The 12824-nt window shown below is 73.8% G+C and carries 12 protein-coding genes; 6 read left to right on the top strand and 6 right to left on the bottom strand.

Features of this window, described 5'->3' with window-relative positions; translation table 11 throughout:
* Positions 1-194 precede the first annotated feature (194 nt).
* Both AB0K51_RS04800 and AB0K51_RS04795 read left to right on the top strand, forming a co-directional pair.
* On the top strand, positions 195-722 hold the full coding sequence (locus AB0K51_RS04800; protein ID WP_363450545.1) for a hypothetical protein: 528 nt from the start codon (positions 195-197) through the stop codon (positions 720-722).
* A gap of 229 nt (positions 723-951) precedes the next feature.
* Positions 952-2589, top strand: a complete 1638-nt coding sequence (locus AB0K51_RS04795; protein WP_363450543.1) for an alkaline phosphatase D family protein — start codon at positions 952-954, stop codon at positions 2587-2589.
* A gap of 72 nt (positions 2590-2661) precedes the next feature.
* Here AB0K51_RS04795 and AB0K51_RS04790 read toward each other — a convergent pair whose 3' ends face one another.
* Positions 2662-3438, bottom strand: coding sequence for an NAD(P)-dependent oxidoreductase (locus AB0K51_RS04790; protein ID WP_363450541.1), 777 nt, complete (start codon positions 3436-3438; stop codon positions 2662-2664).
* Positions 3439-3619: 181 nt separating this feature from the next.
* Between AB0K51_RS04790 and AB0K51_RS04785 the strand changes: the two genes are divergently transcribed.
* Positions 3620-4753 carry a hypothetical protein gene (locus AB0K51_RS04785; protein WP_363450539.1) on the top strand — a complete coding sequence of 378 codons (1134 nt, stop codon included), beginning with the start codon at positions 3620-3622 and terminating at the stop codon, positions 4751-4753.
* 120 nt (positions 4754-4873) lie between these two features.
* On the opposite strand, the gene AB0K51_RS04780 is transcribed toward AB0K51_RS04785, so the two are convergent.
* A complete protein-coding gene (locus tag AB0K51_RS04780; RefSeq protein ID WP_363450537.1) occupies positions 4874-5686 on the bottom strand; it encodes an IclR family transcriptional regulator in 813 nt (270 codons plus the stop codon).
* A 169-nt stretch (positions 5687-5855) separates the two neighbouring features.
* On the opposite strand from AB0K51_RS04780, the gene AB0K51_RS04775 reads away from it, so the two are divergent.
* Both AB0K51_RS04775 and AB0K51_RS04770 read left to right on the top strand, forming a co-directional pair.
* Positions 5856-7337 carry an aldehyde dehydrogenase (NADP(+)) gene (locus AB0K51_RS04775; protein ID WP_363450534.1) on the top strand — a complete coding sequence of 494 codons (1482 nt, stop codon included), beginning with the start codon at positions 5856-5858 and terminating at the stop codon, positions 7335-7337.
* Positions 7338-7457: 120 nt separating this feature from the next.
* Positions 7458-8522, top strand: coding sequence for a methyltransferase domain-containing protein (locus AB0K51_RS04770; protein WP_363450531.1), 1065 nt, complete (start codon positions 7458-7460; stop codon positions 8520-8522).
* Positions 8523-8577: 55 nt separating this feature from the next.
* Here AB0K51_RS04770 and AB0K51_RS04765 read toward each other — a convergent pair whose 3' ends face one another.
* The 4 genes from AB0K51_RS04765 to AB0K51_RS04750 all read right to left on the bottom strand — a co-directional run bounded on the left by AB0K51_RS04765 (position 8578) and on the right by AB0K51_RS04750 (position 12105).
* A complete protein-coding gene (locus AB0K51_RS04765) occupies positions 8578-10056 on the bottom strand; it encodes an NAD(P)/FAD-dependent oxidoreductase (protein ID WP_363450529.1) in 1479 nt (492 codons plus the stop codon).
* Positions 10057-10144: 88 nt separating this feature from the next.
* On the bottom strand, positions 10145-11185 hold the full coding sequence (locus AB0K51_RS04760; RefSeq protein ID WP_363450527.1) for a hypothetical protein: 1041 nt from the start codon (positions 11183-11185) through the stop codon (positions 10145-10147).
* Positions 11186-11188: 3 nt separating this feature from the next.
* Complete coding sequence (locus tag AB0K51_RS04755) at positions 11189-11644, bottom strand: hypothetical protein (RefSeq protein ID WP_363450525.1); 456 nt, start codon at positions 11642-11644, stop codon at positions 11189-11191.
* Between the two features lie 56 nt (positions 11645-11700).
* The gene (locus tag AB0K51_RS04750; RefSeq protein ID WP_363450523.1) at positions 11701-12105 is read right to left on the bottom strand and encodes a helix-turn-helix domain-containing protein; all 405 of its coding nucleotides are present in this window, start codon (positions 12103-12105) and stop codon (positions 11701-11703) included.
* A 118-nt stretch (positions 12106-12223) separates the two neighbouring features.
* Between AB0K51_RS04750 and AB0K51_RS04745 the strand changes: the two genes are divergently transcribed.
* The gene (locus AB0K51_RS04745) at positions 12224-12820 is read left to right on the top strand and encodes a flavodoxin family protein (protein WP_363450521.1); all 597 of its coding nucleotides are present in this window, start codon (positions 12224-12226) and stop codon (positions 12818-12820) included.
* Positions 12821-12824 lie beyond the last annotated feature (4 nt).

The raw sequence follows: 12824 nt of genomic DNA, 5'->3' as shown, positions 1-12824 counted from the left end.
CACGCCCAGCCCGTCGTGCCCGGCCCCCGCGCGGGACCGGGTGTGGCGGCTGACGGGCCTTCACCGTGCCTGCACCGGCTGTCATGTGACGGCCATGCAGTCTTCACGGCCCAGTGTCTACCCGCATAGATCGAGGGCTGCCACGCTGACTCGGCACCGCCACCCGCCCCTTCGCCGAGCCCAGGAGCGCCCCCGTGCAGAATCGTTCCCTCCGCCGTCTCGCCGCCGTCGCCGCCAGCCCGATACTCGTGGCCGGCGCACTCACCCTCGGCGCCGGCAGCGCCCACGCCGCCGGTTGCTCGCAGTCGTACCTGCCGCTTCCCGACCCGGTGTGCACGCCCGGCGTGTACAACCCGGACGTCACCCAGTCGACGATCCACTCGACGATCTGCGTGTCCGGCTGGACGGCCACCATCCGTCCGTCGACCTCCTACACCAACGCGCTCAAGGTGCAGGGCATCGCGGACTACGGCTACGCCAACACCTCGCTGTCCGCCTACGAGGAGGACCACTTCATCCCGCTCGAGCTCGGCGGCGCCCCGCGCGACCCGAAGAACCTGTGGCCGGAGCCGTACTCGGGCACCAAGACCGCCACCACCAAGGACGGCGTCGAGACCAAGCTCAAGAACGCGGTCTGCGACGGGCGGATCACCTTGTCCGCCGCGCGCAGTGCGATCAAGAACAACTGGACCACCGCGCTCAGCGTCACCGGCATCGGCTGACCACCCGGACCGGCCGGTGACCGCCCGCAGGCCACGGTCACCGGCCACCAGTGCACGCGTTCGCGCGCCGCGAGCCTCGCCGGAGCGTCGGGCCGGAGCATCGGGTCGGGGCGTCCGGTTGGGGCGTCGGCCACCGAGGTGAAGAGCCGACGAACAGTCAGGAGTCGCTCTGGACACGGGCATTACCCATGGGTAAGTGTCGGGTGGTGTGACTGAGATCTTCGAACCCGTGTCCCCCGTCCGTCCGGCGCGCCGCCGGGTGATCAAGGCCGCGGCGCTGACCGCCGGTGCGCTGGCCCTGCCGTTGGCGGGGGCGAGTGCCACCGCCGAGGCGGCCACCGTGCCGCAGTTCCTGCACGGTGTGGCGTCCGGTGACCCGCTCTCCGACGGTGTGCTGCTGTGGACCCGGGTCACCCCGGTCCCCGAGGCGGTGCCCGGCTCCGGCGTCGGCCCGGACACCGAGGTGGTGTGGCAGATCGCCGCCGACCGGAACTTCACCACCCTGGTGGCCTCCGGCAGCGTCACCGCGAGCGCCGCCGCCGACCACACCGTCAAGGCCGACGTCCGCGGCCTGCGCGCCGACACCGCCTACTGGTACCGCTTCCAGGCGGGCGGCGCGACCTCCGCCACCGGCCGGACCCGTACCGCGCCCGCCGCCGACGCCGCCGTCGCCCACCTGCGCCTGGGTGTGGCCTCCTGCGCCAACTGGGAGGCCGGCTACTTCTCCGCCTACCGCCACCTCGCGGCCCGCGGCGACCTGGACGCCTTCCTCTTCCTCGGCGACTACATCTACGAGTACGCCAGCGGCGCGTTCGCCGCCCGCGGCACGGTGGTGCGTCCGCACGCGCCCGCCCACGAGATCATCACGCTGGCCGACTACCGCACCCGGCACGGCAAGTACAAGACCGACGCGGACCTGCAGGCGCTGCACGCCGCGGTCCCGACCATCGCGATCTGGGACGACCACGAGTTCGCCAACGACGCCTGGTCCGGAGGCGCGGAGAACCACACCCCCGGCACCGAGGGCGACTGGGCGGCCCGGGTCGCCGCCGCGAAGCAGGCGTACTTCGAGTGGATGCCGGTCCGCCCGTCCATCGCCGGCACCACCTACCGGCGGCTGCGCTACGGCAAGTTGGCCGACCTGCACCTGCTCGACCTGCGCTCCTACCGGTCCAAGCAGGCCTCGATCGGCAGCGGCGACGTCGACTCCGCCGACCGCACCATGACCGGCCGCGCCCAGCTGGACTGGCTGAAGGCCGGGCTGTCCGCCTCCGACACCACCTGGCGGCTGATCGGCAACGAGGTGATGATCTCCCCGGTCGCCTTCCTGTCGCTCCCGGACTACCTGCTGCGACCGCTCGCCCAGCTGCTCGGCCTGCCCGGCGAGGGCCTGGCCGTCAACGTCGACCAGTGGGACGGCTACACCCACGACCGGCGCGAGCTGCTCGGCCACCTGAAGGCGAACGGCATCGGCAACACCGTCTTCCTGACCGGCGACATCCACTCCGCGTGGGCCTGCGACGTGCCGTTCGAGGCCGCCACCTACCCGGCCTCGGGCAGCGCCGCGACCGAGTTCGTGGTCACCTCGGTCTCCTCGGACAACATCGACGACTTCCTGAAGGTCGCCCCGCAGACGCTGTCGCTGGTCGCCGTCGCGGCGATCCAGGCCGCCAACCGGCACGTCAAGTGGACCGACCTGGACTCGCACGGCTACGGCGTCCTGGACATCACCCCCGAGCGGGCGCAGATGGACTACTACGTGCTGTCCGACCGCACCCGCCCGGACGCCACCACCAAGTGGGCGCGCTCCTACCGCACCCGCACCGGCACCCAGCAGGTCGAGCGGGTCTGGTCCCCGGCCGGCTGACCCGGCGTCAGCAGGAGCGGCCCGCCCGGTCGGAGAGCACCGGGCGGGCCGCCGCCGTTTCCGCGCCCGGGGCTAGAGAGTGGTGAAGTGGCCGCCGAGCAGGCGGGCGTCGACGCTGTCGGGCGGCAGTTCGCCGTGGGCGGCGAGGATGCGGGGGGCGTGGGCCTCGGCGTCGTCCTGGGGGGCGTAGCCGAGGGCGCGGGCGGGGGAGAGGTCCCACCAGGCGCGGGTGTTGGCGCTGATGCCGTTGACCACGGTGTGGCCGACGTCGGGTGCGGTGAGTGCGGCGTGCACCAGGCGGGCGCAGTCGCCGGGGCTGAGCCAGGTGGCGAGCATCCGGGGGGTGCGGGGCTCCGGGAAGCAGGAACCGATCCGGACGGAGACCGTCTCCACCCCGTACTTGTCGGCGTAGAGCGAGGCCAGGCCCTCGCCGAACACCTTGGACAGACCGTAGTAGGTGTCCGGGCGGGGCGGGATCGCGGTGCCGATCGGCAGCTCGCCGTCGAGCGGGGTGAAGCCGACGGCGTGGTTGGAGGAGGCGAAGACCACCCGGCGCACGCCCTCGGCGCGGACCGCCTCGTACAGGTGGAAGGTGCCCTCGATGTTGCTGCCGAGGATGTTGTCGAAGGTGTCCTCCAGCGAGATGCCGCCGAGGTGGACCACCGCGTCGACGCCCCGTACCGCCGCGCGGACCGCGTCCGCGTCGCGCAGGTCGAAGGCGAGGGAGTCCGGGGCGTCCGGGATCGGCTTCAGGTCGGCGAGGCGGAGCCGGTAGCCGAGCGGGGGCAGCAGCTCGCGCAGCATGGTGCCGACGCCGCCGGCCGCACCGGTGAGCAGGACCAGTGTCATGACATCCCCACAGTAGTGGACGTGGTTCACAGGTGTGGACACCCTAGGGAGGGTCTGACGGCCAGTCAACGGTATTGGCAACCGGGAATGCTGAATCGGCGTTCATGGATGTGTACCGCAGTCACGGTGATGTATAACGCTGGTGCGACCGCCCTCGTCACCCCCGCCACCTGGAGACCCCGTGCGCGCCTCCGCCTTCCTCTATCCGTGGGACGTCACCGGCGACCCCGCCGCCCCCGAGCTGCTGGCCGGGCTCGGCCTGCGGCAGGTCACGCTCGCCGCGGCGTACCACTCCACCCGCGCCCTGACGCCCCGTCACCCCGGGCGGCGGATCATCACCGCCCGGCACTCCGCCGTCTACTACCCGCCCGAGGAGGCGACCTGGCGCGGGCGCGCCCTGCGGCCCTTCGCGCAGCGCTGGTTGCCCGGCGCCGACCCGTTCGGCGAGGCCGCCGATGCGCTGGCCGCGGCCGGTCTGGAGGTGCACTCCTGGGTGGTGCTCGCCCACAACTCCCGCCTCGGCGAGGAGAATCCGCGCTGCACCGTGCGCAACGCGTACGGCGAGACGTATCCGTGGGCGCCGTGCATCGCCCAGGACGAGGTGGTCGAGTACTGCGCCGCGCTCGCCGCCGAGGCCGCCGCCCGGCCCGGTGCGCGCGGCGTCGAGCTGGAGTCCTGCGGCTGGTACGGCCTGTCCCACCTGCACGCCCACGACAAGATCGGCGGCGTCCCGCTCGGCCCGGCCGGGCAGTTCCTGATGTCGCTGTGCTTCTGCCCGGCCTGCCGCCGCGGCTACGGCGCGGCCGCCGAACCGCTGAGCGTGGCCGTCCGGGCGGCGCTCGACCCGCTGTGGCGCGGCGTCCCCGAACCCGCGGCGGACGGCGAGTGGCAGCGGATCGAGCGGCTGCTCGGCACCGAACTCGCCACCGCCGCCCGCACCCACCGCCTCGCCGCCGCCCGCCGCCTGCAGTCCGCCGCCGTCGCCGCGGTGCGCGCCGCCGCCGGGCCGGGCTTCCGGATCCTGCTGCACGCCGACCCCGTGCCGCACCACTGCGGCCCCAACGCGGGCGTCGACGCCGACTGGGTGCTCGGCCTGGTCGACGGCCTGGTGCTGCCGCACGCCCTGCTGCCGCAGGTCCTCGCGCACCGCCGCCCCGGCACCGTGCTGGCCGCCAACCAGCCCGTCGTCGCGGGCCTGGGCGGCCGCGCCCCGCAGGCGGTGCCCGGCGCCGACGAACTACGGCTCTACCACGCGGGACTGGCCTCCGACGCGGACCTGCGGGCCGTCAGGGAGCTGCTGCGCGGCGGGAGTTGACGCCTGTGGCGCACACGAAGCACGAGGGATCCGCCCCGGTTCACCACCCTGAACCGGGGTCGCATCCGTGGCCGGACCGTACGACGCCTGCCGTGCGCGCGTCGCGGTGCCGACGGTCCGTCAGAGGTGACGGGTCGCCAGGGTAAGGCGGTCGCGGGCGTCGAACAGGGCGTCGCGGATCGTCTCCTCCCGGCCCGGCGTCAGCCGCGCGACCGGGACCGACACCGACACCGCGTCCCGGGCCGGGGTGCGGTACGGGATCGCCACGCCGAAGCAGCGCACCCCGAGGGTGTTCTCCTCGCGGTCCACCGCGTAGCCGCGCTCGCGGACCTGCGCGAGTTCCCGGATCAGCTCCTCGCGGTCGGTGTGGGTGTGGTCGGTCAGCGGGTCCAGGCGCTCGGGCAGCAGGCGGCGGATCGCCTCGTCGTCCAGGCTCGCCAGCAGCGCCTTGCCGTGCGAGGTCGCGTACGCGGGCAGCCGGCGCCCGATCCGGGTGAACGGCCGCAGGCTGTGCTGCGACTGACGGGTCGCCAGGTACACCACGTTCGGACCGTCCAGTCGGGCCAGGTGGATGGTCTCCCCGGTGTCCTCGGCCAGCACGTCCAGCGCCGGGCGGGCCGCGGCGACCACCGCGTCGCCGTCGATGTACGAGCTGCCGACCAGCAGCGCCCGCACCCCGATGCCGTACCGGGTGCCGGTCGCGTCCGTCTCCACCCAGCCCAGCTCGGTCAGCGTGCGCAGCAGCATGTACAGGCTGGACTTCGGGTAGCCGGTCTGCTCCTGCACCTCCGCCAGGCTGTGCATGCCGGGCCGGCCGGCGAAGTACTCCAGGAGTTCCACGGTCCGGACGGCGGACTTGACCTGGGCGGCGCCGCCCGGTGCGAGGCCGCCCCGGTCGGCGGCGGCCCGCCCGGCGTTGGTCGGCGAAGGCATCCTTGACCCCTTCTGTCACGCGGCGTATCGTCCCGCGAGGTTCAATCAGTTGACTGGCGTTCAGCATACTGAACGAGGGAAGGTGGCGGACCGTGACCCCCGGCCGGTCCGCACGCCGCCCCGCAGCGGACGCTACCCGACCCCGCCGCCCCACGAGGAGCCCGCGACGATGACCACCGCCCCCCTGCCGTCCGCCGCCGTCCCCAGCCGCGACCCGCGCACCGGCCGCACCCGCGCCGAGGTCGCCCGCGAAGCCGGCCCGCAGGACGTGCACCACGCCGTCACCGCGGCCGCCGCCACCCTCCCCGCCCTCGCCGACCGCCCCCGCCGGGCCGCGCTGCTGCGCACCGCCGCCGACCTGCTCGACGCCGCACAGCCCGAACTCCTCGCCGCCGCCGACGCCGAGACCGCCCTCGGCGAGATCCGACTCACCGGCGAACTCGCCCGCACCACTGGCCAGTTGCGCGCCTTCGCGGCCATCGTCGAGGACGGCGGCTACCTCGACGTGCGGATCGACCGCGCCGACCCCGCGATCGGCCGCCCCGACCTGCGCCGGATCAAGACCCCGCTCGGCGTGGTCGCCGTCTTCGCCGCGAGCAACTTCCCGCTCGCCTTCAGCGTCCCCGGCGGCGACACCGCCAGCGCCCTCGCCGCCGGCTGCCCCGTCGTCGTCAAGGCCCACCCCGGCCACCCCGCGACCAGCGAGATCGCCGCCCGACTGCTGCGCCGGGCCGCCGTCGACTGCGGCCTGCCCGCCGACACCGTCCAGCTGCTGCACGGCTTCGACGCCGGCGCGGACCTGCTCCGCCACCCGCTGATCGCCGCGGCCGGGTTCACCGGCTCGCTGCGCGGCGGCCGCGCCCTGCACGACCTCGCCGCCGCCCGCCCGCACCCCATCCCGTTCCACGGCGAACTCGGCAGCCTCAACCCCGTCGTCGTCACCGCCCGCGCCGCCGCCACCCGCGGCGAGGAGATCGGCGCCGGCCTCGCCGCCTCCTACACCCTCGGCCAGGGCCAGTTCTGCACCAAGCCCGGCCTGGTCCTGATCCCCGCCGACCAGCCCGCCCTGGAGAAGGCCGCCCTCGCCGCCGCCACCCGGGCCGCGGCCGCCCCGCTGCTCGACCCGCGGATCCGCGACGCCTACCTCACCGGCGCCGCCCGCCGCGCCGAACTCCCCGACGTCGAGGTGCTGCTCGCCCCCGGCGCCCACCCCACCGACGACGCCCCGCTCGCGGTCCGCCCCGGCCTGCTCGCCGTCCCCGCCGACCGGCTGCACGACGACCTGCTCGACGAGTGCTTCGGCCCGCTCACCGTGCTCGCCCGCTACCGCGACCACACCGACCTCGCGGCCGCCCTCGACCGCCTCACCGGCAACCTCACCGCCACCCTCCACCTCGCCGACGAGCAGGACGAGGACGCCGACCAGGCCCGCGCCCTGCTCGACCGGCTGCGCCCGCTGGCCGGCCGGATCATCGTCAACGGCTGGCCCACCGGCGTCGCCGTCGCCCCCGCCATGCACCACGGCGGCCCCTACCCCGCCAGCACCGGCACCGGCACCTCCGTCGGCGCCACCGCCATCGAACGCTGGCTGCGACCCGTCAGCTACCAGAGCACCCCGCAGTGGCTGCTCCCGGCCGAGCTGCGCGACTGACGGCGGACGGCGGACGGCGGGGGCTGCGGCGACCGCGTCGGCCGCGCCGACCGTGCCGGAAGGACGGCGGCGGCGGTCGCGGCTACGTTGACAAGAAGGGGGAGCGGCGAAGGAGGAGCGATGACGACCGCAGAACTGGACCAGTCACGCCAGGAGGCGTTCGCCGGGCGGATGGTCCAGGTGCTCAACGATTCCTGCCTAGGGCTGATGGCGGGCCTGGGACACCAGGCGGGCCTGTTCGACGTGATGGCCGGCCTGGACGCCGCCACCAGCGAACAGGTGGCCCAGGCCGCGGGACTGAACGAGCGTTACGTCCGCGAGTGGCTCGGTGCCATGGTCACCGGCGGGATCGTCGAGTACGACGCCGCGGCCGGCACCTACCGGCTGCCCGCCGAACACGCCGCCTCGCTGACCCGCGCCGCCGGACCCGACAACCTGGCCCGGATCGCCCAGGACCTCGGCATGCTCGCCGAGGTCGAACAGGAGGTGCTCGGCGCCTTCCGCACCGGTGGCGGCGTCCCCTACTCCTCCTACCCCCGGTTCCAGGAGATCCAGGCCGAGGAGTCCGGCGAGGTGTTCGACCTCGCCCTGGTCAGCGGCATCGTCCCGCTGGTGCCCGGCCTCACCGAACGCCTGCGCGCCGGCATCGACACCCTCGACATCGGTACCGGACAGGGCCACGCCGTCAACGTCCTCGCCCGGGCGTTCCCCGCCAGCCGCTGCCGCGGGCTCGACCGCTCAGAGGAGGGCATCGCCGCCGCCCGCGCCGAAGCCGCCGCGCTCGGCCTCGACAACGCCGCCTTCGACGTCGGCGACAGCGCCGAACTCACCGGCTCCTACGACCTGATCACCGCCTTCGACGTGATCCACGACCTGGCCCGCCCGACCCGCACCCTCGCCGCCGTCGCCCGCGCGCTGCGCCCCGACGGCGTCTTCCTGATGGCAGACATCGCCGCCTCCAGCCACCTGGAGGAGAACGTCGAACACCCTCTGGGCCCGGCGCTGTACACCTTCTCCACCTTCTACTGCATGAGCGTCTCGCTCAGCGAGGGCGGCGAGGCGCTCGGCACCGTCTGGGGTGAGCAGACCGCCCGCAGGATGCTCGCCGAGGCCGGCTTCGGCCAGGTCGACACCCAGCGGGTCGAGGGCGACATCCTCAACGTGTACTACATCGCCCGCCACTGAACCGACGGACCGTCACGACTGCTTCGGCGCCGGCTCGGTACTGCGCGACGCGGCCTCAGGACTCCTTCGCCGCGGCCTTCGCGAAGTGCAGGTGCTCGTCGACCAGGGGACCCGAGCGCAGCACCTTGCGGTCGTCCAGGTAGTCGCTGGACATCACCCACGGCGCGGCCGGGCCCTGCCGCGGGAGGTCGGCCAGGGCGCGCTGGATGTAGCCCGCGCCGAAGTCCAGCAGCGGACGGGTCGGCATCGCGGGGTCGGCGACCGGCCAGGCCGCGTCGTGGCCGTGCTCGTCCAGGTGCCGCAGCAGGTTGACGAAGTACTCGCAGAGCAGGCCGATCTTGAGCGTCCAGGACGCCGTGGTGTAGCCGATCGCGACCGCGAAGTTCGGGACGCCGCTGAGCATCATCCCGCGGTAGACCACCGTGTCCGGGTAGGCCACCGCCTTGCCGTCCACGCTCAGCCGGATGCCGCCGGCGATCTGCACGGCCAGGCCGGTCGCCGTCACGACCACGTCGGCCGGTAGCTCCCGGCCGGAGGCCAGCAGGAGCCCCGTCTCGGTGAACTCCACGATCCGGTCGGTCGCCATCTCGGCCCGCCCGTCCGACAGCACCTCGAACAGGTCGCCGTCGGGGACGGCGCACAGCCGCTGGTCCCACGGCGCGTACGGCGGGTTGAAGTGCGTGTCGACCGGATAACCCTTCGGCAGCGCACGGCGGTTGACCCAGCGGATCACCCGGCGGGCGGCTCCCGGGAAGCGCTGGCAGAACCGCAGCAGCAGCCGCTGCTGACCGATGTTCTTCGCCCGGATCACCCCGTGCGCCCGCTCCGCGCCCAGCACCCGCTTCAGCAGGTTCGCCACCGCGTCCCGCCGCGGCACCGGCAGGATGTACGTGGGCGTCCGCTGAAGCAGCGTCACCTTCGCCGCGCTCTGCGCCAGCGCGGGCACCAGCGTCACCGCGGTCGCCCCGCTGCCGATCACCACCACCCGCTTGCCCGTGCAGTCCAGGTCCTCCGGCCAGTGCTGCGGGTGCACGAGCGTCCCGCCGAAGCGCTCACGGCCCGCGAACTCCGGGGTGTGGCCCGCGTCGTAGCGGTAGTAGCCGCTCGCGCAGAAGATCCACCGGGCGCTGATCCGGTGCCGCGCCCCGCCGGTCTCCTCGACCTCCACCAGCCAGCGGGCCTCGGCACTCGACCAGTCCGCGCCGATCACCCGCTGCCGGAACCGGATGTGCCGCTCCAGGTCGTTCTCCTGCGCGGTCTCGCGCAGGTAGGCGAGGATCCGCGGCGCCGTCGCGATCGACTCCCGGTCCCGCCACGGCTTGAAGTCGTACCCGAAGGTGTAGAGGTCCGAGTCCGAGCGGATCCCCGGGTACTTGAACAGGTCCCAGGTCCCGCCGATGCCCTCCCGGGCCTCCAGCACGGCGAAGCTCCGGCCCGGATGGCCGTGCTTCAGGTACCGCGCCGCCCCCAGCCCGGAGATCCCGGCTCCCACGATCAGGACGTCCAGCTGCTCGATCCCGGGCTCCGCCGCCATGGGCCACTCCTCCTGTTACCGGTCGGTACCCCCAAGTGTGCAGGTCCGCGACCCGGTTGGCGATGGCCCGGGCACGACAACCCGCGGATCAGGGCCCGGCGGGGGCGGACGGCGGCTTGCCGCGGTAGGCGTCCAGCGCGTCGGACCCGGTGCCGTACGGGCGCAGCGCCTGGCGGGTGACGGCCGTCCACATGGCGCGCTCGTCGGCCAGCTTGTCGGGCAGGGTGAGGCCGAGCGCCTCGGCGAGCGGCTTGCGGCCGACGTTCACCAGGGCGCGGACGGCCGCCGCCCAGCCGTCGGTGGCGGCGATCGCGCAGCGGTACCAGACCGGGGCGAGTCCCGACAGCAGGACGGTGGTGGCGAGCAGAGGAGCGGTGCGGGCCGCGGCGGCCGTCAGCGAGCCGAGGGCGGTCGCCGCGACCAGCAGGTGGCCGTAGAGCAGGGCGACGAAGAAGTCGACGTTGGTGCGGACGGTCTCCAGCTGGCGGCGGACCGGCTCGGGGGCGACCGCGCTCAGCTCCTCCCACAGCACCTGGCTGTCCAGCCGGAAGCGGTCGTGGCCGTACTCCTCGAAGCGGCGGATCGCGTTGCCCAGCCGGGTCGGCGTGACCTGCCCGTCGTCGACCGGGTAGCGCCCCAACCGCTCGCCCAGCAGGGCCCGTTGGACCGCGCTGCGGCGCTCGTCCGCCGCCCGGTGCCGGCGCAGTTCCGGGTCGGCGCGCAGGGCCGCGAGCCGGTCGGTCTGCCCGGTGGTGAGCGGCCCGCCGTCGCGTTCCCGGGTCGCGAGCAGGATCAGGTTGCGACGCTTCTTGAGCAGCTGCTTGGTGTGCACGTGGTGGGCGGCGCGTCGGGTCGCGAGCCGGTCCGGCCACAGCAGGTAGCCCTCCAGGAAGCGGTACAGCGGGGTGCGCAGTGCGAAGAGCACCAGCCCCGCCACGACCGAGCCGGTGAGCAGCATCAGCGAGGTGCTCGGCAGCGGCGACGGCGTGGTGCCGGCCGCCAGCCTGGTGGTGCTCAGGGTCGGCCAGACGGCGATCAGGAACACCCCGAGGTTGACCGCGGTCGGCAGGATCCAGCCGACGAGCAGGGCCCACGCCCCGCTGAACGCGCCCTTGGCGATGTCGCCCATCGGTCAGGCGTCCTCCTCGTCGTCCCCGAACGGCGGCCCGGGCGGCGCACCCGACGCGGGCTGGGCGTCGAGATGGACGTCGTGCTGGATGATCTGCCCGTGGAAGACGCCGCCGTTGATCGTGTTGTGGACGACGATCGGGCGTGGGGCGGTGGGGGCGACGGAGTGCGCCCGGTCGAGGGCGGCACGCAGCTCGGCGGCGAACTCCGGATCCTGTTCGGCCGCGTCCTCCAGCGCCAACGCCAGACGGTGCACGGTCCGCTCGCGGGGCCAGGGCGCACGCGCCACGGCCTCCTCGCGTAGCCGGGCCAGCGCCGGATCGTCCCCGAGTCGACCGGTCACCACCTCGTGCAGCCGCTCCAGCGCCTCGGGCCAGCCCTCAGGCTCCCCGGTCACCCCCCGCGCGCTGCGTGTCTCCCGGGCGAACAGGTACTCCGCCGCCGCCTCGAACCCCGCCATCGGCCACTCCCTCCCCTGGAGCCGACACCGTACCCTGCCGCCGAGTTGACCCGGGGTCAGACCTGGGCGCGGGCGTCGTACTCCCGTTGGGCGGTCTCCACGCGGGGCATCAGGCCCTCGACGGCTTCGACCAGGGCGTGCAGGCGGTCGGCGATCTCGCGGCCGAGGTCGGTGAGGCAGTACTCGACGCGGGGGGGGTTGGTGGGCTCGGCGCGGCGGTGGACCAGGCCGTCGCGCTCCAGGGCCTGGAGGGTCTGGGAGAGCATCTTCTCGCTCACGCCGTCGACCCGGCGGCGGAGCTCGTTGAAGCGGAAGGTTCCGTCCCGCAGAGCGGCCAGGGTGAGGGTGCCCCAGGCGTGGGTGACGTCCTTGAGGACGTGGCGCGAGGGACAGGCGCGCGCGAAGACGTCGTACGCGAGGTCCGTCTCGCAGTCGGTCGTCCGGGTCGGTGCAGTGGCCATACCACGCAGTGTACGGCGGCGCCCCCGAATCCCACAGCGCTATCCAGAGGTTTGCGCTTTCGAATAGTTAGTGCTTTCCTTTCATCAGCGCTCACCGAACGAAAGCACAGGAGCCCACGTGACCAGCCACAGCCCCGTCATCGCGATCGCCTACCACTCCGGCTACGGCCACACCGCCGTCCTCGCCGAAGCCGTCCGCAACGGCGCGGAGGCCGAAGGCGCCACCGTCCACCTGATCCCGGTGGACGCCATCACCGACGAGCAGTGGGAGCAGCTGGACGCCGCCGACGGCATCGTCTTCGGCTCGCCGACCTACATGGGCACCGCCTCCGGCGCGTTCCACGTCTTCGCGGAGGACTCCTCCAAGCGCTGGTTCACCCAGGCCTGGAAGGACAAGCTGGCCGCCGGGTTCACCAACTCCGCCAGCAAGAGCGGCGACAAGCTGCACACCCTGCAGTTCTTCAGCATCCTGGCCGCCCAGCACGGCATGACCTGGGTCAACCTCGGCCTGCACCCGGGCTGGAACTCCTCCACCGCCTCGGAGTTCGACCTCAACAGGCTCGGCATCTTCCTCGGCGCCGGCGCCCAGAGCAACAACGACCAGGGCCCCGAGGACGTGCACAAGGCCGACCTGGCCACCGCCGAGCACCTCGGCCGCCGGATCACCGGCCAGGCCAAGGTGCTGCGCGCCGGCCGCGCCGCCCTCGCCGCCTGACGCC

The sequence above is a fragment of the Kitasatospora sp. NPDC049285 genome (assembly GCF_040678815.1).
Lineage (GTDB): Bacteria > Actinomycetota > Actinomycetes > Streptomycetales > Streptomycetaceae > Kitasatospora.
Note: the sequence above shows the minus strand (reverse complement) of the source record. Positions and strands in the feature narration are given on the sequence as shown.